The sequence below is a fragment of the Nitrospirillum bahiense genome (assembly GCF_007828025.1).
GTDB classification, from domain to species: domain Bacteria; phylum Pseudomonadota; class Alphaproteobacteria; order Azospirillales; family Azospirillaceae; genus Nitrospirillum; species Nitrospirillum amazonense.
The window spans coordinates 281,889-306,267 of record NZ_VITO01000002.1 but is presented as its reverse complement, the minus strand read 5'-3'; the positions used below and the strand labels follow the sequence as shown (position 1 = coordinate 306,267).

The 24,379-nt window shown below is 66.5% G+C and carries 20 protein-coding genes; 3 read left to right on the top strand and 17 right to left on the bottom strand.

The window, feature by feature from the left end:
• The first annotated feature begins 80 nt into the window (after positions 1-80).
• Positions 81-1,304, top strand: a complete 1,224-nt coding sequence (locus FBZ88_RS04025) for an NADP-dependent isocitrate dehydrogenase (protein ID WP_145615536.1) — start codon at positions 81-83, stop codon at positions 1,302-1,304.
• 84 nt (positions 1,305-1,388) lie between these two features.
• On the opposite strand, the gene FBZ88_RS30700 is transcribed toward FBZ88_RS04025, so the two are convergent.
• From FBZ88_RS30700 to FBZ88_RS04000, 5 genes are all read right to left on the bottom strand, one after another.
• The gene (locus tag FBZ88_RS30700) at positions 1,389-1,781 is read right to left on the bottom strand and encodes a helix-turn-helix domain-containing protein (protein WP_145615535.1); all 393 of its coding nucleotides are present in this window, start codon (positions 1,779-1,781) and stop codon (positions 1,389-1,391) included.
• On the bottom strand, positions 1,765-2,040 hold the full coding sequence (locus FBZ88_RS04015; RefSeq protein WP_145609600.1) for a BrnT family toxin: 276 nt from the start codon (positions 2,038-2,040) through the stop codon (positions 1,765-1,767). Before FBZ88_RS04015 ends, FBZ88_RS30700 begins: the two co-directional genes overlap by 17 nt.
• Before the next feature lie 161 nt (positions 2,041-2,201).
• Complete coding sequence (locus FBZ88_RS04010) at positions 2,202-2,561, bottom strand: GcrA family cell cycle regulator (RefSeq protein ID WP_004272076.1); 360 nt, start codon at positions 2,559-2,561, stop codon at positions 2,202-2,204.
• 413 nt (positions 2,562-2,974) lie between these two features.
• Positions 2,975-4,426 (bottom strand): NADP-dependent isocitrate dehydrogenase, encoded by a 1,452-nt coding sequence (locus tag FBZ88_RS04005; RefSeq protein ID WP_145615534.1) that lies wholly within the window; start codon positions 4,424-4,426, stop codon positions 2,975-2,977.
• Positions 4,427-4,651: 225 nt separating this feature from the next.
• Entirely contained in the window at positions 4,652-5,845 is a 1,194-nt protein-coding gene (locus tag FBZ88_RS04000; protein ID WP_145615533.1) for a vWA domain-containing protein, read from the bottom strand.
• A 326-nt stretch (positions 5,846-6,171) separates the two neighbouring features.
• Here FBZ88_RS04000 and FBZ88_RS03995 point away from each other — a divergent pair, with 326 nt between their 5' ends.
• A complete protein-coding gene (locus FBZ88_RS03995) occupies positions 6,172-7,476 on the top strand; it encodes an ABC transporter substrate-binding protein (protein ID WP_145615532.1) in 1,305 nt (434 codons plus the stop codon).
• Between the two features lie 62 nt (positions 7,477-7,538).
• Here FBZ88_RS03995 and FBZ88_RS03990 read toward each other — a convergent pair whose 3' ends face one another.
• The 6 genes from FBZ88_RS03990 to FBZ88_RS03965 all read right to left on the bottom strand — a co-directional run bounded on the left by FBZ88_RS03990 (position 7,539) and on the right by FBZ88_RS03965 (position 17,001).
• Positions 7,539-9,017, bottom strand: a complete 1,479-nt coding sequence (locus FBZ88_RS03990) for a methyl-accepting chemotaxis protein (RefSeq protein WP_145615531.1) — start codon at positions 9,015-9,017, stop codon at positions 7,539-7,541.
• Positions 9,018-9,160: 143 nt separating this feature from the next.
• Positions 9,161-10,852, bottom strand: coding sequence for a methyl-accepting chemotaxis protein (locus FBZ88_RS03985; RefSeq protein WP_145615530.1), 1,692 nt, complete (start codon positions 10,850-10,852; stop codon positions 9,161-9,163).
• Positions 10,853-11,224: 372 nt separating this feature from the next.
• A complete protein-coding gene (locus FBZ88_RS03980; RefSeq protein ID WP_145615529.1) occupies positions 11,225-11,812 on the bottom strand; it encodes a hypothetical protein in 588 nt (195 codons plus the stop codon).
• A 210-nt stretch (positions 11,813-12,022) separates the two neighbouring features.
• Positions 12,023-12,868, bottom strand: a complete 846-nt coding sequence (locus FBZ88_RS03975; RefSeq protein ID WP_145615528.1) for an AAA family ATPase — start codon at positions 12,866-12,868, stop codon at positions 12,023-12,025.
• 154 nt (positions 12,869-13,022) lie between these two features.
• On the bottom strand, positions 13,023-15,680 hold the full coding sequence (gene alaS, locus FBZ88_RS03970; RefSeq protein WP_145615527.1) for an alanine--tRNA ligase: 2,658 nt from the start codon (positions 15,678-15,680) through the stop codon (positions 13,023-13,025).
• A 286-nt stretch (positions 15,681-15,966) separates the two neighbouring features.
• Positions 15,967-17,001, bottom strand: a complete 1,035-nt coding sequence (locus tag FBZ88_RS03965; protein ID WP_145615526.1) for a hypothetical protein — start codon at positions 16,999-17,001, stop codon at positions 15,967-15,969.
• Positions 17,002-17,146: 145 nt separating this feature from the next.
• Here FBZ88_RS03965 and FBZ88_RS03960 point away from each other — a divergent pair, with 145 nt between their 5' ends.
• On the top strand, positions 17,147-17,638 hold the full coding sequence (locus tag FBZ88_RS03960; protein WP_145615525.1) for a DUF2867 domain-containing protein: 492 nt from the start codon (positions 17,147-17,149) through the stop codon (positions 17,636-17,638).
• An 89-nt stretch (positions 17,639-17,727) separates the two neighbouring features.
• Here FBZ88_RS03960 and recA read toward each other — a convergent pair whose 3' ends face one another.
• From recA to fliE, 6 genes are all read right to left on the bottom strand, one after another.
• Positions 17,728-18,804, bottom strand: a complete 1,077-nt coding sequence (gene recA, locus FBZ88_RS03955) for a recombinase RecA (protein WP_145609610.1) — start codon at positions 18,802-18,804, stop codon at positions 17,728-17,730.
• Between the two features lie 270 nt (positions 18,805-19,074).
• Complete coding sequence (locus FBZ88_RS03950) at positions 19,075-21,669, bottom strand: hybrid sensor histidine kinase/response regulator (protein ID WP_281290102.1); 2,595 nt, start codon at positions 21,667-21,669, stop codon at positions 19,075-19,077.
• 131 nt (positions 21,670-21,800) lie between these two features.
• Complete coding sequence (gene flhB / locus FBZ88_RS03945; protein ID WP_145615524.1) at positions 21,801-22,883, bottom strand: flagellar biosynthesis protein FlhB; 1,083 nt, start codon at positions 22,881-22,883, stop codon at positions 21,801-21,803.
• Between the two features lie 13 nt (positions 22,884-22,896).
• Positions 22,897-23,658: a flagellar biosynthetic protein FliR gene (gene fliR, locus FBZ88_RS03940; protein ID WP_145615742.1), complete on the bottom strand. Its 762-nt coding sequence runs from the start codon at positions 23,656-23,658 to the stop codon at positions 22,897-22,899.
• The gene (gene fliQ / locus FBZ88_RS03935; protein ID WP_004272109.1) at positions 23,658-23,936 is read right to left on the bottom strand and encodes a flagellar biosynthesis protein FliQ; all 279 of its coding nucleotides are present in this window, start codon (positions 23,934-23,936) and stop codon (positions 23,658-23,660) included. The genes fliR and fliQ overlap by 1 nt, the downstream gene beginning before the upstream one ends.
• 122 nt (positions 23,937-24,058) lie before the next feature.
• On the bottom strand, positions 24,059-24,364 hold the full coding sequence (fliE, locus tag FBZ88_RS03930; RefSeq protein WP_004272110.1) for a flagellar hook-basal body complex protein FliE: 306 nt from the start codon (positions 24,362-24,364) through the stop codon (positions 24,059-24,061).
• Positions 24,365-24,379: the final 15 nt, after the last annotated feature.

The window sequence follows — 24,379 nt, the reverse complement described above, 5'->3', positions numbered from 1 at the left end:
AACGGCTCTGGCATATCGAGGCGCGCTCAAACGCGGCGCCGGCTGTCATAAAAATTACCTATACGCAGAAGGCATTGAGAATGCAGAAGATCAAGGTTGCCAATCCCGTCGTCGAGCTTGATGGCGATGAGATGACCCGCATCATTTGGCAGTTCATCAAAGACAAGCTGATCCTGCCCTACCTCGACATCGACCTGAAGTACTACGATCTGGGCATCGAGCATCGCGACGCCACCAACGACCAGGTGACCGTGGACGCGGCTGAGGCCATCAAGAAGTACGGCGTGGGCGTGAAGTGCGCGACCATCACCCCGGACGAGGCTCGCGTGGCCGAGTTCAGCCTGAAGAAGATGTGGAAGTCGCCCAACGGCACCATCCGCAACATCCTGGGCGGCACCGTCTTCCGTGAGCCCATCATCTGCAAGAACGTGCCGCGCCTGGTGCCGGGCTGGACCAAGCCCATCGTCATCGGCCGTCACGCCTTCGGCGACCAGTACCGCGCCACCGACTTCAAGGTGCCCGGCGCCGGCAAGCTGACCATGACCTTCACCCCCGATGACGGCGGCGAGGCCATCACCTACGACGTGTTCAAGTTCCCCGAGGCCGGCGTGGCCATGGGCATGTACAACCTGGACGAATCGATCGCCGGCTTCGCCCGCGCCTGCTTCAACTACGGCCTGCAGCGCGGCTATCCGGTGTACCTGTCCACGAAGAACACGATCCTCAAGGCCTATGACGGCCGCTTCAAGGACATCTTCCAGGAAATCTTCGACGCCGAATTCGCCGAGCGCTTCAAGGCCAAGGGCATCGTCTACGAGCACCGCCTGATCGACGACATGGTCGCCTCCGCCCTGAAGTGGGACGGCGCCTTCGTCTGGGCCTGCAAGAACTACGACGGCGACGTGCAGTCCGACACCGTGGCCCAGGGCTTCGGCTCGCTGGGCCTGATGACCTCGGTGCTGCTGACCCCCGATGGCAAGACCGTGGAGGCCGAGGCCGCCCACGGCACGGTGACCCGCCACTATCGTGAGCACCAGAAGGGCCGCCCCACCTCCACCAACCCCATCGCCTCCATCTTCGCGTGGACGCAGGGCCTGGCCTATCGCGGCCAGTTCGACGGCACGCCGGAGGTCACCAACTTCGCCAAGATGCTGGAGAAGGTGTGCGTGGAGACGGTCGAGTCCGGCTTCATGACCAAGGACCTGGCCATCCTGATCGGCCCTGACCAGCCCTGGCTGACCACCCAGGACTTCCTGGCCAAGCTGGATGAGAACCTGCGCAAGGCCATGGGCTTCGACGCCTGAGGCCTCTCAACGGTTCCGATGTGACAGAGACGCCGGGCGGCACCCACCGCCCGGCGTTTTCTTTTGACGGGCGTATTCGTCGACTCAGCCGGCCTTGAGCACCTGGGCCACTTGGTCCGGCATGGCGGCGATGACCTTCAAGTAGGACAGTGTCGGGCCGTCAGGTCGAGCGCGTCCCTGTTCCCAATCTCGTAGGGTACCTACGGGGATGCCGTAGCGATTGGCGAACTTGTCCTGGGACAGGCCGGTCGCCTTGCGGATGCGCGCGATTTGGCCGGCGACAAGGCCACGAGAGAATTCCTCGTCCGTCATGGGCACGGCATCGGGGTCCGCCTCGGCCGCCGCCGTCACCTCGTCATCGCTCAGACCGTCCAAAGCCTGAAAGTCCGGTTGGGGAAGCGTATAGGGTTCCGTACGTCCATCGGGGAAGACGCGCACGAAGGAGCCATCCGCCAAGCGCTTAAAGGAGATGGGCATGGTATCGCCTGGTTTCCCGGTCATTCGCCTTCCTCACACTGATGAAGCGGTAGACGCCATCGCGCTCGGTGAAAACCGCTACCCAAACCCGCCCCGCGACTTGACCATGGCATTGGACGCGCACCTCGCCATATAGGGCCCTGGTATCAACAACATCCAACCGGCGCTCGTCCAGAACCACCAAGGCACCGAAGGCCAGGGGAACACGGTGTTTCAGTTGATTGGCCGCATCCTTGGCCGGGTCGATCTCAAAGTTCATCAACGAACCCAGCCATAAGTCACGGGTATCATATCAATGTGCGGATATCCCGTATAGCGATTAAGCTGCCATCACCGCATGATCGGCTGACCGGGCCCCAAAAGCAAAACCCCCGCCGTCGCCGGCGGGGGTTCGCTTAATTCCGTGTGAGGAGCAGTGCCTCAGGCCATGACCAGCTTGCGCTCGTCATCCCGCTTCTTGGCGGGCTGGTAGGCCATCTGCGCGTGCTCACGGCAGTAGGGCATGCCGGGCAGCGAGGGGCAGCCGCAGAAATGGAAATCGGCGTGCTTGGGATCGCCCACCGGCCATTTGCACATGCGCTCGTTCAGCGACAGGATGGTGGCGCCGCGCGTGGGCTTCTTCTTGATGGGTGACGGCCGGCCCGACAGGCCCAGCCGGTGCGCCTTGCCGATCACCGCGTTGCGGGTCACGTTGCCCAGCAGGTCGGCGATCTCGCTGGCGCTCATGCCCTGGCCCCACAGCTGGCGCAGGCGCTCGATACGCTCGTCAGTCCAACTCATCGACGCTTTTTCTTCTTCCATCGAAGCCCTCGCTCCTTAGCCCCCGAGATCGGCGGGCGCGCAAAAACATGCCGTCACCGCCGAGCGTCCCGCTCCAGCAGTCGATACCGGGAAATTCCCATCAACAAGATTTGGTATCGAGATGCGTGTGACACTACCAAACTTGCCAAAGCCTGAACAGGTGATTCCGACTCGTTTTTTGACCGCGGATACAGAATCCACATCGAAGATCCGCAGGCTGCCTGGGAAACCCGCCACCCCTCTCCTTAGTGGGTATATCCCAGGAACAGCCACTATTCCTAGCGGGCCCATTCTCGTTCATCCCCCATTAAAGGGACGTTAAGAGGAACGGACGGCCCCAAAATGGCAACGGGCATGGGACCGCTCCCATGCCCGTGCCGTTTCACGCAACCTTACTGGCCGGCGGCGGCAGAGAAGCCGTTGGCGCCGTCGAAAGTGTAGAGGTTGGAGCTCTGGACGAAGTCCAGGCCCTCCTTGGCGACACGGGCCAGCAGCTCGGCCACCTGGCCGTGCTTCAGCTCATCGGCGCCGTCGGCCATGACGCGACAGCGCCAGTGGTCGGTGCAGAAGGTTTCCGGCGCGCCGTCCGGCCACACCTTCTGGCCACGGTTGGACACCATCACCAGTTTCAGGCCGGCGGGGATCAGCGGCTGGAACAGCGCCGCCATGTCGTCACCGGTGCCGCCCTTGCGCTCCAGGAACACGTCCACGCCCACCAGCTTCTTGGTCTGGGCCGGGGCGCCCTTCAGGGCGATGCCGCTGAAGCTGCTGGCGACACCGGCCGGGTAGCTGGCGGGCACCAGGGTGGCCGGACGCTCGCCCAGGCGGTCGATCAGGTTGGCGGCGAAGTCGCGGGTGCCGATGCGGGCCTTGCTGACGCCGCGCTTGAAGATATCGACGGTGTGGATGCCGTCCTCGATCATCTTCAGCCAGGCGTTATGGATGCGCTCGGCCGCTTCCGACTGGCCGATGTGGACCAGCATCATGACCGAGGCCAGCAGCAGGCCCGAGGGGTTGGCGATGCCCTTGCCGGCGATGGTGGGGGCGGAGCCGTGGATGGCCTCGAACATGGCGCACTGGTCACCGATGTTGGAGGAGCCGGCCAGGCCGACCGAGCCGGTGATCTGCGCGGCGATGTCGGAGATGATGTCGCCGTACAGGTTCAGGGTGACAATGACGTCGAAATGCTCCGGCGTGTCCGCCAGGCGGGCGGCGCCGATGTCGACGATCATGCTCTCCGCCTCGATGTCCGGATACTCGGCGGCGATCTCGTCGAAGACCCGATGGAACAGGCCATCGGAGATCTTCATGATGTTGTCCTTCACGAAGGCCGTCACCTTGCGGCGATGGTTGGCCCGCGCGTATTCGAAGGCGTAGCGGATGATCTTTTCCGAACCGGGGCGGGAGATCAGCTTCACCGCCTGGGTCACGTCCTGCGTCTGGCGGTATTCGATGCCGGCGTACAGGTCTTCCTCGTTCTCGCGCACGATGACCACGTCCATGGACGGGTGCTTGGTGGCGACGAAGGGGGAGTAGGAGACGCAGGGGCGGATGTTGGCGTACAGGCCCAGGGCGCCGCGGATGGTCACGTTCAGCGACTTGTAGCCGCCGCCCTGCGGGGTGGTGATGGGGGCCTTCAGGAACACCTTGGTGCGGCGCAGGCTTTCCCAGGCGCTGGGCTCCATGCCATTCATGATGCCCCGGCGATAGACGCTCTCGCCGATCTGGATTTCCTCATACTCGAGGTTGGCGCCGCTGGCGGCCAACACCTCGAGGGTGGCGTCCATGATCTCGGGGCCGATACCGTCGCCGCGCGCGATGGTGATCTTGGTCGGAGAATTCATCTTCTCTTTCATCCTTGGCACTAGCGCCTTTCCCCAACCATCGGGGGACATGGCGCGGTTTTGGGGGCGCGGTTTGGGGCACGGTCTGGGAAGGCCGCCCGCGTCCGGCTCAAAATTTTTGAGCCCGCGCGGACACTATGCCGGGACGCCCGGCGCGGCAACTGTGCTTTGGGCGCCCCTGCCCCCCTGCACTTGCGTGGGTGGGTGCCAAGAAACGTTAATAAATCAATGGCTAAGTTCCCGCATGCCCGCCTCCAGCCCCTGCAGGGTCAAGGGATACATGCGGCCTCCCATCAAATTTTTAATCAGGCCGATGCTGGCGGTGTAGGGCCAATAGCCTTCGCTGACCGGGTTCAGCCAGATGGCGCGGCGGTAGACGTCCAGCAGGCGCCGCAGCCACACCTGCCCCGCCTCCTGGTTCCAGTGCTCCACCGCCCCGCCGGCGTGGGTGATCTCATAGGGGCTCATGCTGGCGTCGCCCACGAAGATCAGCTTGTAGTCCGCCGGGTAGGTGTGCAGCACGTCGACGGTCGACATCTGCTCCGTCCGCCGGCGGCGGTTGTCCTTCCACACGCCCTCATAGACGCAGTTGTGGAAGTAGAAATACTCCAGGTGCTTGAACTCGCCCTTGGCGGCGGAGAACAACTCCTCGCACAGGCGGATGTGGTCGTCCATGGAGCCGCCCACGTCCAGGAACAGCAGCACCTTGACCGCGTTGTGCCGTTCGGGGCGCAGCTTCAGGTCCAGATGGCCGGCATTGGCCGCCGTGGCGCGGATGGTGTCGGGCAGGTCCAGCACCTCGGCGGCCCCGGTGCGGGCGAACTTGCGCAGGCGGCGCAGCGCCACCTTGATGTTGCGGGTGCCCAGTTCCACCGTGTCGTCCAGGTTGCGGAACTCGCGCCGGTCCCAGACCTTCACCGCGCGGCGGTGGCGGCTGCCCTCCTGCCCGATGCGCACGCCCTCCGGATTGTAGCCGTAGGCGCCGAAGGGCGAGGTGCCGGCCGTGCCGATCCATTTGGACCCGCCCTGGTGGCGGCCGTGCTGTTCCTTCAGGCGCTGGGCCAATGTCTCCATCAGCTTTTCCCAGCCGCCCAGGGCCTGGATTTGCGCCTTCTCCTCCTCCGTCAGGTGCCGCTCGGCCAGCTTGTGCAGCCATTCCTCCGGCAGCTCACGCGCGGCCACATCGCCGCCCTCCCCGACCACCGCCCCTTCCAGCCCTTTGAAGACTTGGCCGAAGACGACGTCGAAGCGGTCCAGGTTGCGCTCATCCTTCACCAGGATGGTGCGGGACAAATGGTAGAAGTCCTCCACGCTGTAGCCCGCGACATGCGCGGACATGGCCTCCATCAAGGCCAGATACTCTCGCAAGGTCACGGGAATGCGGGCCTGGCGCAGCTGGAAGAAGAAGGTGCTGAACATGGGGCCAGTCTACGCGACGGCGGACCCGGGGGCCAGGGGGTGCGGGGCCAAGGGGGCGTGGGGCCATGGGGGCGTGGGGCCAGGGGCGCGGGGCGACCGCATTCCACCTGGATTTCCACGTAGGATTGGCGGCGCCCGTACCGTATAGGTAGCATCCCTTCCCCGGCCTCGCGCTCCGGTCCCAGTTCGCCGTTGAAAAGTTCCCTCGCCCAAAGACTCCCCTGCCAAAAGCCCCCTGCCAAAAGCCCCCTGCCAAAAGCCCCCTGGCCAAGGTTACCCAGCATGACATCGAAATGGCATAGGACAGGCGGGATGGGGGCCGTTGGATGGTAGCGGTCACGCGGCGAAAGGGCCGGGGGCCGGATGGGGCCGCGCGCCTTCTCTGCCTGGTCCTGGTCCTTTGCCTGGCATGCCCGGCACGGGCCGGCCACCTGACCATCGACATGATGGTCGGCAGCCGGGACAAGCACACCGTCTGGGCCGCCCTGCTGGACCGCTTCGCCGCTGCCAACCCGGACATCCAGATCAGCCATCGCGAAGTGCCCATGGACCTCTACTGGCAGCGGGTCGGCGCCAAGGCCGGCGGGCCCGACGCGCCGGATGTCGCGTTCTGGGATTCGGGCAAGGCGTTGCGTGACGGCTATGCCCGGCGGATGGTGGCGCCCCTGCCCCCGGATCTGGCCCGGCTGGTGTGCAACCGGTTCAGCCCGCCCGCCGTCGATGCCGTCACCGTGGGTGCCAAAGTCGTGGCCGTGCCCCTATCGACCTACCCCTGGGGCTTCTTTTATCGCAAATCCCTGTTCCGGCGCCTGAACCTGGCGCCACCCAGGACCTGGGAGGAGTTGCTGGCCGTGGCGGCGCGCCTGAAGGCCGCGGGGGTCACCCCCTTCGCCTATGGCGCGCAGGAGAACTGGCCGCTGTTCGCCTGGTTCGATTACCTGGACCTGCGTCTGAACGGGCTGGACTTCCATCGTCGCCTGCTGGCGGGCCACATCCCCTTCACCGACCCGGCCGCGCGCGCGGTGATGACGCGGTGGAAGCTTCTGCTGGACCGGGGATACTTCCATGCGCCCCAGTCCGGGGACAGTTGGCGCGATACCCTGCCCTATTTCTATCACCAGCAGGTCGGCATGCTGTTGCTGGGCGGGTTCGCCGCCATGCACTTCTCGCCCCTGGTGCGCGATGACGTGGGCTTCATCCCCTTCCCAACGCTGACCCCGGGCATGCCCCGTTATGAGGACGCGCCGCAGGACGTGCTGGTAGTGGCACCCCGGGCGGCCGCGCGGCCCGAGGTTCAGCGCTTCGTGCGCTTCCTGGCGGCGACGGCGGAACTGAACCGCTTCAACACCGATCTCGCCATGGTGTCACCGCTGCGCGATGGGCAGGGGGACACGGGTCCCACACCGGCGGGCGCCGGCACCTTCTTCGAGAACGCGGGGCGCCAGGTGCTGGAGGATGCGGCCGGCTTCGCCGCCTACTTCGACCGCGACGCCACCACGCCGCTGGCTGCGGCGGCCGGCGGCGTCTTCCGCCGCTTCATGGCCCCGCCACACGACATCGACGCGGCGCTGGCGGAGCTGGAACACGCGAGGACGGAGGAGACCGGGGTGGTGCAACTGGGCGGGCACTGAAGGCGCTGGTGGCGCGGCCACCCCGAGGCCGCGCCACCAGCATCCAATCCCCAAACCTGTCGTCAGCGCACGAGCACCTGCGCCGCCTCCTTGGTCTTGTCCACGGCGGCGGCGACCTGGCCGATGGCGGCGGAAATGGCCGTGACGTTGGTCGTCACCGTGGAGACGGCGCTGGAGGCGCTGTGCATGTTGGTGGACATGCTGCGCGTGACGGCGCTCTGCTCCTCCACGGCGGCGGCCGTCCCGGACACATGCTCACGCACGGTGGAGACAGCCTCGCGGATGGCGTTCAGCGCGCCCGCGACCTCGGCGGAGGTGGACTGTATCCCCTCGATCTCACCCGAAATCTGCTCGGTGGCCTTGGCCGACTGGTTGGCCAGGTTCTTGACCTCGCTGGCCACGACGGCGAAGCCCTTGCCAGCCTCGCCCGCGCGGGCCGCCTCGATGGTGGCGTTCAGGGCCAGCAGGTTGATCTGCCCGGCGATGTTGTTGATCAGCCCGACGATGCCGTTCATGGCCTGGGCCGCCGCCGCCAGCCGGTCGGTGCTTTCGCCCACCTGCACGGTGCGGTCGAACGCGCTGTCGGTGGCGGTGCGGGCGCGCGACATGCTCTGCGAGATCTCGGCGATGGAGGCCGCCAGCTCCTCGGCGCTGGCCGCCACCATCTGCACACTGCTGGCCGTGGTGCCCGCCGCGACCCCGGCCGACGAGGCCTCGCGCGTCGACTGGCCGATCGCCCGTTCGATCTCGCCGAAGTTCTGGTCGATCAGCACCTTCAGGTTGTTCAGGAGGTTGACCTGGGCCGTCACGTCCACGGCGAATTTCACCACCTTGGTCACCTGCCCCTTCTCATCGAAGATCGGGTTGTAGGCACCCTCGATCCAGACGGCCTTGCCGGACTTGGAGACGCGCTTGAACTGCGCAGCCTTGAACTCGCCGCGTTTCAGCGATTCCCAGAACTGGCGGTACTCCGCCGTGGCGCCGTAGTCGCGGTCGACGAACATCTGGTGGTGCTTGCCCACGACCTCCTCCAGGCGATACTCCATGACCGTCAGGAAATTGTCGTTGGCCTTGGTGATGATGCCGTCGGTGGTGAATTCGATGACCGCCTGCGACCGCCGGATGGCGGCAATCTGCCCGGCGTAATCCAGGTTCTCCAGCCGCTCCTTGGCGTCCGCCCACTCGACCACGAAGCCGATGCGCCGGCCGTTCTCGCTCAGCGGCGTGACCAGCAGGTCGAACTGGTGGCTGGCGACCTTGATGGTGGCGGCATGGGGCTTGGCCAGCTTGGCCAGCATGCCTCGCTGATGCGCCGGGTTCTTGTGGAAGATGTCGATGTTGCTGCCGACCAGGCGGTCCACGTTCAGGCGCGGCAATTCCTTGCGCAGGTCCTGCTCCACATCCCGAAGCAAGGCGACCACGGATGGATTCACGTAGACGATATTGAGATCCTCGTCCGCCACCATCACCTTGGCGCGAAGGGCGTCAATGGCCGCGATTTTACGATTGATGGCGTCGTTGTTTTTTGAAAATCCGAACATCTCTTTCCCCGCTTTCCTGTTATGCCGCCCTGGCCCCGCCCAAGAAGTCCGGCATCGTGGCAGTTCATGAGCCCCGGGGGCGGGCCGCGTTCATTCAGGAACGCCTCCCACCCCCGGGCCCTGGTCCCAAGTCATTCCCCGCCTCACGCGGCGCGGATCTCCCGCAGGAAGGTGTCGACCTGCTGCTTCAGCAGTTCGCCGTTCTTGCTGAGATCGTTGGCCGCCGTGTGCACCTCGCCGGCGGCGCCCCCGGTCTCTTGCGCCGCGTCGCTGACGCGCGAGATGGTCTGGCTGACATCGTTGGTTCCCTGGGCCGCCTGCTGGACGTTGCGCGTGATCTCATTGGTGGTGGCGGCCTGTTCCTCCACCGCCGAGGCGATGGTGGTGGCCGCCTGGTCCACCTGGCTGATGATCTCCACGATGCCCTGAATGGACCTGGCCGAGGTTTCCGTCGCCGCCTGCATGCCGGCGATCTGCGCCCGGATTTCCTCCGTGGCCTGGGCCGTCTGGGTGGCCAGGGACTTGACCTCCGACGCGACGATGGCGAAGCCCTTGCCGGCATCGCCCGCGCGGGCCGCCTCGATGGTGGCGTTCAGGGCCAGGAGATTGGTGCGGCTGGCGATGTCGTTGATCAGGGTCACCACTTCGCCGATGCGCTGGGCCGACTGCATCAGGCCCTGCACTTCCTCATTGGTCCGCCCGGCCTGGCCGACGGCGCTGGAAATCATCTGGCTGGACCGCGAGACCTGCAGGGTGATTTCCTGGATGGAGGCGGACAGTTCTTCCGTCGCCGCCGCCACCGTCTGCACATTCTGTGTCGCCTGCATGGAGGCGGCGGCAACGGTGCCCGCCTCACGGGCCACATGGCCGGAAGAGGAATTCAGGGTCTGCGCCGTGGCCAGCAATTCCGTGGCCTGGGCCGTCACGCCGTTGACGATGCCGCCGACCCGGCTTTCGAAGGCGCCCGCCAGGTCCAGCATCGCCTGCCGGCGCTCTTTCTCCGCGCGCTGCTTCAGCGCCTCCTGCTCCGTCCGCAGCCGGTCCGCCTCCTGCATGTTGTCCTTGAAGACAGCGACGGCCCGGGCCATGCCGCCCACCTCGTCCTCGCGGTCACGGGCCGGCACCTCCACCCGGGTGTCGCCATCCGCCAGGCGCTGCATCACGGCGGTCATGCCGACGATGGGCGAGGCCACCAACCGGGTCAGCCCCCAAGCCATGACAACGGCGAGAAGGATGGACAGGCCGCTGCTGACCAGCGCGACGGTCATGGCCGTCGTGAGCGCGTCGGCCTGGACCGTCGCCCGCTGCGCCAGCAGGTCGCGCTCCACCTTGTCGATCTCCGCCACCTTGGCGCGGATGGGGTCCATATGCACCTTGCCGATACCGCTGGCCGCCAGCTTGCGCGCCTGCTCCATGGTTTCCGGCTTGGCCATCAGCCCGATTTCCGCGTCCGCCACCTCTTGCCGCCACGCTTGCTCCAGCCGGCGCAGTTCATCCAGGCGCGCCTGTTGGGCGGCGTTGTCCGCGGTCAGGGACTTGACCTCCGCAAACGCCGCCTCGAACGCCACTTGGCCCTTCTGATAAGGCTCCAGGAACTTGGCGTCGGCGCCGATCAGATAGCCGCGCAGGCCAGATTCCCGATCGACCATGGCCGCCATGACGTGGCCAAGCCGTTCCAGCACCTTATAGGTATGGTCGGTCCACTGCGTGGTGTCGCGAATGGTGGACAGCGCCCGGTAGTTGATGCCCGAAGCGATCAAGGTGATGGCGACGATGATCGTGAAAGCGGCCGCCAGCTTCCGCCCGACCTTCATGCTGGATAGGAAGTTCATCATCTCTAGCCCGTGGAGTTAATATCTTAGGCCGGATGATCCCCTATGCGACATTAACGAAGTGCTAACAGCCCACATTAAGCAAGGTACATCCAACATATCCTAAAGCATAGCATGAGGAATCCGCGCCGACAAAACGGAAAAAATACTGAAATCTTGAGCACAATATCTCTAATATATACTTGTTAGCATACAATAGTAATTATACAACCGATTGCATTTCGTGAGTATACAGGAGTCAGCGCGCGCAGTAAAAAATTGCATATCGGATAAATTAGCCAATGGGCGGGCCGCGCATTGAAACGGGTACTGTCCGCTCAAGCTCCCGCAAAGCGCTGGGGCTGGCATCGTTACCCAACTCACAGCCCTACGCCTTCAGGGGCTCTGCGTGTCCACCTCGGGACGCAGCAGACGGGCCATGCGCACGGGCGACGGTTCCGTGGGATCGCGATAGGCGCGGTGCAGGGCCGCGACCGGGCGGTAAGCGCTTGCGGCCAAGCTCTGGCCAATGATGATGAGCCGGGTCACGGCGGCGGTCCGCATCCGATCCCCCCGCGCCGCCAGATCAGCGGGCAGGCCCGCCAGCAGGGCACCGGCATAGTGGGTGTAAAGCCCCAGATCGCGCGCCCCGGCCAGGCCATCGAAGGCCTGCGGTCCCAGGATCGTGCCGGGTGGGGTTTCAGCCCCGACTGGCGTTTCAGGGACAGGCGCGGATTTGGGCGTCCACAGCGCCTGGTACCCCGCCGCGCAGGCGGCCGTGGGCACCGGCGCGGGGTGCGCCGGCATCAGGCCCAGCATCCGGGCGAAGGGGGGAAGCCGGTCCACCACCGGGGCGGCGTTCACCGCGTCGGCGCACACCATCTCCAAGCCCAGTCCGGCCCCGGCATGGGCCACCCGTGGCACCGCCGCCAGCCCGCCCAGCGCCAAAGCCACCATCCACCGCCGCACGGCACCGGCAATCATGACCGCAATCCTTCGCCCGCTGTTGAGATGTCAACAGTGTTAGCGCAAACAGGTGGAACTGTGCTGTGACGAATGTTGCAGTGCACACATGCTGGTGCTGCTGCCTACCCTAAGGGGGCTGGAAGCCCGCCATTTCTCTATTCAACCGTGCCCAAAGCTGGGGAGATTTGCGTTAAAAGCAAACATCGCAGCGCAGCATGACGCCTGCCCTCAATCCCGCTCCCGCCGCGCCAGGAAGGCCAGGCGCTCGAACAGATGCACGTCCTGCTCGTTCTTCAGCAGGGCGCCGTGCAGGGGTGGGATGGATTTCTTCACGTCACGCTGGCGCAGCACCGCCGGGTCGATATCCTCAATCATCAGCAGCTTGATCCAGTCCAGCAGTTCGGAGGTGGAGGGCTTTTTCTTCAGGCCCGGCACCTCGCGCACCTCATAGAACAGGGTCAGGGCATCGCGCAGCAGGTCTTGCTTCAGCTTGGGGAAATGCACCTCGACGATGCGGGCCATGGTTTCCGCATCGGGGAAGCGGATGTAATGGAAGAAGCAGCGGCGCAGGAAGGCGTCCGGCAGTTCCTTCTCGTTGTTCGACGTAATGATGACCACCGGCCGCTGCCGCGCCTTGATGGTCTGCCCCGTCTCGTAAACGAAGAATTCCATGCGGTCGAGTTCCTGCAGCAGGTCGTTGGGGAACTCGATGTCCGCCTTGTCGATCTCATCGATCAGCAGCACGGGGGCCACGTCGGCCTCGAACGCCTCCCACAGCTTGCCCTTGCGGATGTAGTTGGCGATGTCGTTGACGCGGGCGTCGCCCAACTGGCCATCGCGCAGGCGGCTGACGGCGTCGTACTCGTACAGGCCTTGCTGCGCCTTGGTGGTGGACTTCACATGCCATTGCAGCAGCGGCCGGCCCAGAGCGTTCGCCACCTCCTGCGCCAGCACGGTCTTGCCCGTCCCCGGCTCCCCCTTCACCAGGAGAGGGCGCTGCAAGGTGACGGCGGCGTTGACGGCGACCCGCAGGTCATCGGTCGCGACGTAGTTTTCCGTGCCCTGGAATTTCATGTGCGCGTTCCCTCAGACGCCGGGCAGGCGCATCCGCGCCCTTGGCTTGTCCTCACTTTTCAGTCCGCTACGCTACCCGAAAAGTTCCGGCAGACGCAGTCGCGTCCTACAGCGGCATGAGAAAATTCTCATGCCGCTGCTTGAGGAGTAGCGATTAGCCGGCGAGCGCCGCCTCGACCGCCGCCACGGCGGCGTCGGCCTTGTCGGGCTCGCTGCCGCCGGCCTGGGCCATGTCGGGGCGGCCGCCGCCGCCCTTGCCGCCCACGGCCGCCGCCGCGGCCTTCACCAGGTCCACGGCGTTGAAGCGGCCCGTGAGGTCGGCGGTCACGCCGGCCACCAGGGTGACTTTACCTTCGCCCTTGGCCACCAGCAGGACGATGCCGCTGCCGAGCTGGCCCTTGATCTCATCGGCCAGGGGCTTCAGGTCCTTGGCCTCGATGCCGTCCAGCACGCGGGCTGACAGCTTAACGCCGTTGATCACCTTCTCCGGCGTGGCGGCGGCACCGCCGCCCCCGCCCAGGGCCAGCTGGCGCTTCAGGTCGGCCACTTCCTTTTCCAGGCGGCGGCGTTCCTCCACCAGGGTGGCGACGCGGGCCGGCACCTCGGCGGCGGACACCTTCAGGGCGCCGGCGGCGGCCAGCAGGCGGCCCTCCTGCCCTTCCAGATACTCGAACGCGCCCCGGCCGGTCAGCGCCTCGATACGGCGCACGCCAGCGGAGACGGCGCCCTCCGACACGATCTTGAACAGGCCGATGTCACCGGTACGGCGCACATGGGTGCCGCCGCACAGCTCCACGGAGTACTGACGGTTCAGGCCTTCGTCCTGTCCGCCCATGCTGACGACGCGGACCTCGTCGCCATACTTCTCGCCGAACAGGGCCATGGCGCCCTGCTCAATGGCCTCGGCCGGGGTCATCAGGCGGGTGACGACCTCGCTGTTGCCCAGGATGCGGGCGTTCACCGCCGCCTCGACCACGCGCACGTCATCGTCCGACAGCGGCGTCGGCTGGCTGATGTCGAAGCGCAGGCGCTCGGCCGACACGAGCGAGCCCTTCTGCGTGACATGCTCGCCCAGGCGCTGGCGCAGGGCCTCGTGCAGCAGGTGGGTGGCGGAGTGGTTGGCGCGGATGTCGCCCCGGCGGCGGCCATTCACCCGCAGCTCCACCAACTGGCCCGGGGCCAGGGTGCCGTGGGTGACGGTGCCGATGTGGGCGAAGACGGCGCCCAGCTTCTTCTGCGTGTCGCTGACGGCCACCTCGACGCCACCGGCGCCAAAGATCACGCCGCTGTCGCCCACCTGGCCGCCGGACTCGCCATAGAACGGCGTCTGGTTCACCAGGACGATGACGTCCTGGCCGGCGGTGGCCTTGTCCAGCTTGTTGCCTTGGCGGTCCAGCACGGCCGTGACCTTGCCCTCGGCGTTCTCGGTGTCGTAGCCCAGGAACTCGGTGGCGCCCAGCTCATCCTTCAGCTCGAACCACACGCGCTCGGTCGCGGCCTCGCCGCTGCCGGCCCAGGCCTTGCGCGCCTCGGCCCGCTGGCGCTCCATGGCGGCGGTGAAGCCATCGACCTCGACCGTGCGGTTGCGGCCACGCAGCACGTCCTGCGTCAGGTCCAGGGGGAAGCCGTAGGTGTCGTACAGCTTGAACGCCACCTCGCCGGCCAAAGGCTGGCCGGCGCCCAGCTTGCCCTCTTCCTCGTCCAGCAGCTTCAGGCCGCGGTCCAGCGTCTGCTTGAACCGGGTTTCCTCCAGCCGCAGGGTCTCGGTGATCAGGGCCTGGGCGCGCTGCAGCTCGGTGTAATGGCCGCCCATCTCGCGCACCAGCGCCGGCACCAGCCGGTACATCACCGGGTCACGGGCGCCGATCATATGGGCATGACGCATGGCGCGGCGCATGATGCGGCGCAGGACATAGCCGCGCCCCTCGTTCGCCGGCAGCACACCGTCGGCGATGAGGAAGGAGGAGGCGCGCAGATGGTCGGCGATCACGCGGTGCGACACGGCGTGCGCCCCCGACGGATCGCTGTTGGTGGCATCGGCCGACGCCTCGATCAGCGCGCGCATCAGGTCGGTGTCGTAATTGTCGTGCACGCCCTGCAGCACCGCCGCCAGGCGCTCCAGGCCCATGCCGGTGTCGATGGAGGGCCGGGGCAAGGACACCCGCTCCTCCTTCGTCACCTGCTCGTACTGCATGAACACCAGGTTCCAGATTTCGATGAAGCGATCACCGTCCTGGTCCGGGCTGCCGGGGGGGCCGCCGGGGATGCCCTCACCATGATCGTAGAAAATCTCGGAGCATGGGCCGCAGGGGCCGGTGTCGCCCATGGCCCAGAAATTGTCGGCCGTGGGAATGCGGATGATGCGGTCGTCCGACAGGCCGGCCACCTTCTTCCACAGGCCGTGCGCCTCGTCATCGGTGTGGTAGACCGTGACCAGCAGCTTGTCCTTGGGCAGGGCGAAGGTCTTGGTGATCAGGTTCCAGGCCAGCTCGATGGCGTCGGCCTTGAAATAGTTGCCGAAGGAGAAGTTGCCCAGCATCTCGAAGAAGGTGTGGTGCCGGGCGGTGTAGCCCACATTCTCCAGGTCGTTGTGCTTGCCCCCGGCGCGCACGCACTTCTGCGAGGTGGTGGCGCGGGTATAGGGGCGCACCTCATTGCCGGTGAAGACGTTCTTGAACTGCACCATGCCGGCGTTGGTGAACATCAACGTCGGATCGTTGCGCGGCACCAGCGGGCTGGACTCCACCTCCGTGTGGCCGTTCTTTACGAAGTAGTCCAGGAAAGCGGAGCGGATCTCGTTGGCGGTCTTCATCGGGCAACAGCCTTAAGCATGCGGGCGAATATCTTGGGGTAGCTCAAAACCCCGGGACAGGGTTTGTAGCCTGCGAGCGCGCTACCTGTCCATGGTATGGGGACAAGGAAAAGCGGCGCGATAGGGCTTTTCCCCGATTTATGAATCCTTGCCCAACTGCGGGAGCAAGGAAAATTGGCTTGGATGGCAAGGAAAGCCATCGCCGGCAAAAATGCGGCCGCTATTTGGGAAACCGCGATCCCCAAGCAAAACGATTATCTCATGGTAGCTGGGAAAGCGCGTCTTATCAGACCAACAGCAGGGTGTTGTTGGGCGTGGCGATGACCGTGGGCGCCGCGGGCACGGCGGGGGTGGTGCCGGCGGCCAGATCCTGGTCGGCGGCGTCCACCTGCTTGGCGGCGTCGGCGATGTCCTGGGCGCTGTGGTCGGCGTCCTGGGGATCGCCCGGCTTGCGCTTGCGCTCCAGGATGTGCTTGGCCTGGGTGTAGACGCTGCGCGCCTGGTCCATCAGGGTGCGGACGTTGCCCATGAAATCCATGCGCTCCTTGCGGGCCGCCGTGTCCTTCTCGCTGTCGGGCACCTGAATGATGCCGGCCTTGTCGGTCTTGCCGTCATTGGCAGCGGCCTGGGCGTCGCCCGTCTGCAAGGTGGCGTCGGCACCGGCTGCGGTGGCGGCTTGCGCCGACGCGGACTGGGTGGAAGTGGTCGGGGCCTGGCCGGCGCCGGCGGCGGTGGCCTGGATTTGGGCGGCGTCGCTGCCCACGCCGGCGATGTCGGTGGTGGCACCACCCGTGCCGGCCCCGCTGGTGCCCGAAGCGCCGGTGGCGACGGAGGACTCGCCGCCGGTGGCGCCGACCGAGGCGCCGTCCTTCACGGCGCCAGCGTATTCCTGCGCGGCGGAGCCCAGGGACTTGGCCACGTCCGCCGCCTCGCGCGCGATGCGGGCGGCGGCCTGCTTGTCGCCCATGGCGGCGGCCAGCTGGGCGCGCATGCGCAGGGCCTTCAGCTGGCGCTTGGCGTTATCGACCTTGTCCTGGGCGGCCTTCTTGTCGTTGTCGGCGGACTTCTGCTTGATCTGCTTGTCCAACTGGGTGGCGTCGGCCTGCAGCTTGGTCAGCTTCTTCAGGGTCTTTTCATCGACGAAGGCACCGATAGCCCCGGCCGTATCGCCCTTTTGCAGGGCGGCGGCGACCTTTTCAGCGGTGGTCTTGGGGGCGTTGGCGGTGGACGCGCCACCGAACAGCGACGTCTGCTGCGTCACCGAAGAAGCCAGGCTTTGCGCCTGGGAATAGCCGTACGCGCCAGTGGTCGAAACCATCATCCGCCCCCATTTTGGGTCCATGATCTTCGCATTCATGCGATCGGTGCGAATGATACGCTTTTGATCTCAGTTCTGCAATTAAGCGGCGTTACACCTTTGGGGGTGGAGCGGGTAAAATGCCGGCGGATCGCGAGGAAGTCCCGCCATGACCATGCACGAAGTCACCCCCGGGGCCGACACCTGGGCCCTGCTGCCCGGCGCCCAGTTCGCCGACGCCTTTCGCCTGGTGCTGGCCCCTGGCGGGACCGTCATCGATGCCCCGGCCGCAGCCCGACGCATGATGGGCACCTCCCCCGACTGGGTGCGCCGGCTGATGGCCCTGCGCAACGCCATCGTGGCGCCGCTGGGCCTGAAGGCGCCCCGGCCGCCGGCGGCGGCGGAGGCTTCGCGCGCCGGCCATATCGGCATCTTCCCCATCCTCAGCAGCGGGCCGGACCGGGTGGTGCTGGGCATGGCGGACAAACACCTGGATTTCCGCGCCGTGATCGATGTGCGCCAAGAGGCGGGCGGCTGGCAGGTCACCGCCACCACGGTGGTGCGCACCCACAATTGGCTGGGCCGTGCCTATCTCACCCTGATCATGCCCTTCCACCGCCTGGTGGTGCGCACCATGCTGGGCCAGGTGGCGGGGCCCTGAGCCCTGCCCCGCAGACAATGCCCCGCAGACGAGGAAAAGGCGGACCGTCCCCGGCCCGCCTTTTCATTCGCATGTCCCGGAGGCGCCGGTCACTCGGGGCTGTCGGCGTCGCCGTCGGCTTCGGGCGAGCCCACCATCATGGCGCCGGCCACCAGGCCGGCGTTGGCGCGGACCTTTTCCTCGATGGCCTTGGCGATGGCCGGGTTGGTGCGCAGGAACTGCTTGGCGTTCTCGCGGCCCTGGCCGACGCGCTGGCCGTCGTAGGAGAACCAGGCGCCCGACTTCTCCACCACGCCGGCCTGGATGCCCAGGTCGATCAGCTCGCCCACCTTGGACACGCCCTCGCCGTACATGATGTCGAACTCGACCACGCGGAACGGCGGGGCCAGCTTGTTCTTCACCACCTTCACGCGGGTCTGGTTGCCGACGACGTTGTCGCGGTCCTTGATGGCGCCGATGCGGCGGATGTCCAGGCGGATGGAGGCGTAGAACTTCAGCGCGTTACCGCCGGTCGTCGTCTCCGGGTTGCCGAACATCACGCCGATCTTCAGGCGGATCTGGTTGATGAAGATGACAAGGCAGTTGGACTTGGAGATGGACGAGGTCAGCTTGCGCAGCGCCTGGCTCATCAGGCGGGCCTGCAGGCCGACGTGGCTGTCGCCCATCTCGCCTTCCAGTTCGGCGCGCGGCACCAGGGCCGCCACCGAGTCCACCACCAGCACGTCGATGGCGCCGGAGCGCACCAGCGTGTCGGTGATCTCCAGGGCCTGTTCACCGGCGTCAGGCTGGGAGACCAGCAGGTCGTCCACGTTCACGCCCAGCTTGCGGGCGTAGGACGGGTCCAGCGCGTGTTCGGCATCGACGAAGGCGCAGGTGCCGCCGGCCTTCTGGGCCTCGGCGATGGCATGCAGCGCCAGCGTGGTTTTGCCCGAGCTTTCCGGCCCGTAGATCTCGATGATGCGGCCGCGCGGCAGGCCGCCGATGCCCAACGCGATGTCCAGGCCCAGGGAGCCGGTGGAGATGGCATCCACCTCCATCGACGCCTCCTTGGCGCCGAGCTTCATGATGGAGCCCTTGCCGAACGCGCGTTCGATCTGGCCGAGAGCGGCGTCGAGGGCCTTTTGCTTATCCATGGGTGTTTCTACCAGACGAAGTGGTGCCGACATCTTGCTGTCCCCCTCTTGTCGCATACGGCCAACGGGCGTTCAACGGCTGCGGTGAAGGGGAATGTACCCTCTATGTTCTCATTCGCCAAGCTCGAAAGTTTGCCGTTTGTTCTTTTTTGTTCTTGTTATGATGCCCTCAGGCGCCGGGTGCCGGCGTCCGCCGGCTGGGCTTCCTCGCTTTCCAGTCCACTGCGTTCCCCGGAAAGCTGCGGCGGCCGCGGTCGCGGCCTAGTGGGCGCGTTCTGGATTCGCCTGCAGTCAACCGGGCCTTCACGCCCCCGTGCGCGGGGCGCCTTCCATCACTTCCTTCACCTTGGCCGCCAGCTGTTTCAGGCTGAACGGCTTGGGCAGGAAGTCGACCACGGCGCCGTCCTTCAGGGAATGGCGGAAGCGGTCCTCGGCATAGCCGGAGATGAAGATGACCTTCACGTCGGGGCGGAAGCGGCGCACCTGCTCGATCATGGTGGGGCCGTCCATCTGGGGCATGACCACGTCGCTGACGATAAGGTCCACGTCCCCGCCCCGTTCCCCCTGCAGCAGGTCCAGCGCCTCCTCGCCGCTGCGGGCTTCCAGCACGGTGTAGCCCTTGTTGCGCAGGGCGCGGGCGCCGAAGACGCGCACGGCGTCCTCATCCTCCACCAGCAGCACGGTGCCCATGCCGGTGAGGTCGGCGGCGGCCTTGTCCTTGGCCTCTTCCGCCGGCGCGGCCTGTGCCGCCTTCTCGTCCAGGCGCGGCAGGTGGATGGAGAATTTGGCCCCCTCCCCCGGCTTGCTCTCCACGAAGACGAAGCCGCCGGTCTGGCGCACGATGCCATAGACGGTGGACAGCCCCAGCCCCGTGCCCGACCCCACCTCCTTGGTGGAGAAGAAGGGTTCGAAAATGCGCTGCAGGTTCTCCGGCGGGATGCCGATGCCGGTGTCGATCACCTCCACCACCACCCAGTCGCCGGGCGGCATCTCCTCCGTCTCATGGCGGATGGGCTCGGTCGTGTGCAGGTTGCCGGTGACGATGGTCAGCCGCCCGCCCTTGGGCATGGCGTCGCGGGCGTTCACCGCCAGGTTGATGATGACCTGTTCCAGCTGCCCCTGATCCACCCGCACCAGGCCGGTGTCACGGCCGTGCAGCATGCGCAGCTCGATGTTTTCGCCGATCAGGCGCCGCAGCAGGTTGGACAATTCGGCCAGAACGTCGGTGATGCTCAGCACCCGGGGCTGCAGCGTCTGCTGGCGGGAGAAGGCCAGCAGCTGGCGCACCAGGTTGGCGGCGCGGTTGGCGTTCTGCTTGATCTGCATGATGTCGCTGAACGACTGGTCGCCCGGCTTGTGCCGCAGCAGCAGCAGGTCGCAGAAGCCGATCATGGCCGTCAGCAGATTGTTGAAGTCGTGCGCCACGCCGCCGGCCAGCTGCCCGATGGCCTGCATCTTCTGCGACTGGACGAACTGCGCCTCCAGGTTCTTCTGGGCGGTCATGTCCACCAGATGCAGGATCAGGCCGCGATCGCCGTCGCCCTCGCCGTCGAAGCGGCGGGAATAGACATGCACCACGGCGCCCGACGTGCCGCGCAGCCGCGCCTCCACCGGCGTGCCCATGCCGCCGCCCATGCTCCCGCCGGCGCCCACGGGCTGCCGCCCCTCCAGCACCTCGCCCAGGCGGGCCAGCAGGTTGGCGCGGTGTTCCGGCTGGAACAGGCTGGCGATGGGTTCGCCCTGCACGTCACCCAATCGCAGGTCGGCCATGGTGAGGAAGGTGGGGTTGCACTCCGCCAGGCGGAATTCCCCATCCACGAAGGCGAAGCCGGTGGGCGCGAACTGGAAGAAGCGCTGGAAGCGCTGCTCGGCCCGGCGCAACTCCTCCTCCCGCGCCGTCTCGCGGGTAAGGTCGCCCAGGAAGATCAGGCTGCCGCCGGACGACGACGCCACGTGCAGCACGCTGGCGCGCAAGGGGGCCGCGCGGGCCGCCGCCAGCTCCACCTCCGCCATGCCGGCCAAGCGCCCGGGAAACAGTTCGCCCTGCGGCGGGGTGGCCAGCAGGTCGCGCAGGTGGCGGCTGCCATCCTCCAGCAGGTCGCGGGTATGGCCCAGCCAATCAGCCAGCGTCAGGTTCACGCGCAGCAGGGTGCCGGCACCGTCGACCAGCATGACGCCCAGGGGCGCCAGGTCCCACAGCTCGCGCCAGGGATGGCTGCCCGGCGCAGGAATGGCGCCACCGCTGCGCACCCGCCATTCCGACAAGCCCGCCTGGCCCGTGATGGCCAGGGGCCGCGCCACCACCAGGCGCGGCGCCGGTCTGCCCACACCGCCGGCGGAATGCCCCCCGCCAGCCTGGCCCGACGTGTCATCGACGAAGACGACGAAGGCCTCGCCCCCCTCGCCCCGGCGCACCGCCTCTTCCAACTCGCGCAGCCGCTGGCTGTCGGCCCCCTCCCGGCAATGGCGGGCCAGGATATCGACCACCCGCCCACCATCGACGGCATTGGCCAGTGCGGCGAAGGCGCCGTTGGCGGCCAGCAGGCGCCCATCCGACCTGGCCACGGCCAGGGCGTCGGGCACCGCCTCCACCACCGCGCGCAGCACGGCGGTGCGCGCCGCCACCTGTCGCAGCCACAGAACGCCCAGCAAAGCCATCAGCAGAAAGCCGCCGCCGGCGACGATGGCCGCCAAGCTGGCGGTGCGGTCCGGCAATCCCCACCAGGACAGGGCCGCGGCCAGGAACAGCGCCGCCGCAAGCAATGGCACCCCGGCCACCAGGGCCAGGCCCACCCGCGCCGCGCCCACCGACGCCACGCTGGTGCCCGCCCCGCCAGCCAGGTTTTCCGGCGGCGTCGCGGACGGGGCGGAGGACGGGCGGGAGGGGAAAACGGCCACCGGCAGGCACCTCGGGATCGGGGGCCCCGATCCTACCAGCACCGGCCGCGCGGCACGAGATGGCCCGCTGAAATAAATTGGGGACGAAATAAAACGGGGGCGCCGGGACCCTTCCGGCAGGGCACTTCAGGTCAGCGCTTGGGGAATGTCTTCTTCTTCAACTTGAAGACATAGGAAATGACCTGGGCCACGGCCTTGTAATGCTCGGCCGGGATTTCGTCGTCCACCTCGGCGGTGGCATACAGGGCGCGGGCCAGCGGCGGGTTGGGCACCAGGGGAATGCCATGCTCCTCCGCCAGCTCGCGGATGCGGGCGGCGATGAAGTCCACGCCCTTGGCCACCACCATGGGTGCCGTCATGGTCAGCGGGTCGTACTTCAGCGCGATGGCGTAGTGGGTGGGGTTGGTCACCACCACGTCGGCCTTGGGCACATTCTCCATCATGCGGCTGCGGGCGCGCTGGATGCGCAGGGCGCGGATTTTGCCCTTGATCAGCGGGTCGCCTTCCGTCTGCTTATGCTCGTCCTTCACTTCCTGCTTGGTCATGCGCATGTCGCGCATGAACTTCCAGCGCTGGTACCACCAGTCGGCGCCGGCCAGCAGGCCCAGGGCGATCAGCACGCGGAAGATCAGGCCCACCGCCTGGCTCTTGGTCTCATTCACCAGGCCCATCAGCGGCAGGCCGATGAAATGGTCCACGGCGTGGCCCAGGGGGATGAGGCCCGGCAGCACGATGACCGAGACAACCGTCAGCTTGATGACCGACTTGGCGAACTCGATCAGGTTGCTGACCTTGAACTTGTTCAGCAGATTGGTGACGGGGTTGAAGCGGTTGAGGTCGAAGCTCAACACCCGTTCGGCGCTGAAGACGAAACCCACCTGCAGGACGGAGCCGAGGAAGGCCGCGATCACCAGCAGGGCGAAGGGCACGGACATGGCGACGGCCACCTGGCCCAGCAACTCGGTCAGCAGATGGCCCAACCCGCCCCTGTCCACCGGCATGGTCTCCGGCCGTTCTATGAAGGGGACCAGCACGCTATGGATGCGCCCGAACGTCCAGGGCAGCACGGCCACCACCAGCACCAGGATCGCGCCCAGCATGAAGAGATGCGGCACCTCCTGCGACTTGGGGATGTTGCCCTTCCCCCGGGCCTCGGACAGCCGTTTGCCTGTCGGCTCTTCCGTTTTGGAATCTGGATCCTGGTCTTCCGACATGGCTCCCTTCCCCTTACGACGACAGGAAGGGCATCATCTGCCCCTGGAAGGCGCGCAGCCAATAGACCATCAGCCCGGACAGGCTGCCGCCCAGCAGCAGCAGGCCCAGGGCGATCTGCAGCGGCTGGGTCACGAAGAACACCTGGATGGACGGCACCAGCCGCGCCACCAGTCCCATGCCCAGGAAGAACAGCAGGCCGATGACGACGAAGGGCGCCGACATCTGCAAGCCGATCATGAAGCTTTCCGAAAAGATGCGCGTCAGATGTTCGGTGAAGTCGCCCAGCGGCATGGCCCCGCCCGGCGGGAACAGGCCATAGCTGCGCACCGCCGCCAGGATCAGCATGTGGTGCATGTCGGTGGCGAACAGCAGCAGGATACCCAGGATGCCCAGGATGGAGTTCACCACCGTCGTCTGCTGCGACATGGCGGGGTTGAAGGCCTGGGCGGAGCTGAGGCCGACATGGTTGGCGATCAGGCTGCCCGCCGTTTCCAGGGCACCCATCATGGTGCGGGCGATGGTGCCGATGAAGATGCCGATCAAGGCCTCGCCGACGATCAGCACGGCCATGTCGGCGGGCTGCGCCGGCTCCGGCGGCAGGGTGCCGCCCACGGCCGGCGTCACCGCCAGCGCGACCATCACGCCAAACAGCAGGCGGATGCGGGTGGAGACGAAGGTTTCACCCACGGTGGGCATGATCAGGAAGGCCGCGCCCAGCCGCACGAACACCATCAGATAGGCGTAGAACTGGCTGACGAGGAAGGTCTGCAACATCACTCGCTGCCCGTTCCAACCCCGACGATCTTGTCCATGATGCCTTCGGTGAAGGTCACCATGTGGTGCATCATGAAGGGGGCCAGGAACACCAGGGCCACGAACATGGCGATGATCTTGGGCACGAAGGTCAGCGTCTGTTCCTGGATCTGGGTCAGCGCCTGGAACAGCGAGACGGCCAGGCCCACCACCATGGACACGGCCATGATGGGCCCGCTGACGATGATGACCGTCAGCAGCGACTGGCGCACGATCTCGATGATTTCCTGTTCGTTCATGCGCGGGTCCACAGACGCGAAAAGGGGCGGCGGACGCCCCGTCGGGGCCAGCTTGCCCCAGAACCACCCGCCCGACAAATGTGAAACTGGGCCAGCCCGGAGGGTGCCCTCCGGCACCGGCGTCACATCGGCATGCGCATGATTTCCTGGTAGGCGGAGATGACCTTGTCGCGCACGGCCGTCACGGCCTGCAGCGTCACCTCGGCGTTGCTCACGGCGTTCACCACGTCGGTCAGGTCGGCCTTGCCCACCACACCGGCCGCGGTCATGCGCTCACCCTGGTGCATCGTGTCGATGGCGTCCACCGCCGCCTGCTTCATCAACTCGCCGAAGCTGGGGCCGCTGGCGGGGGCCGCCATGCCGGGGCCGGAGCCCTGGCGGGCGGTGTTGGCGTAGGCCGCGATCGCGTTCGGAATGGGGATGGCCATCTTGGTAACTCAGCT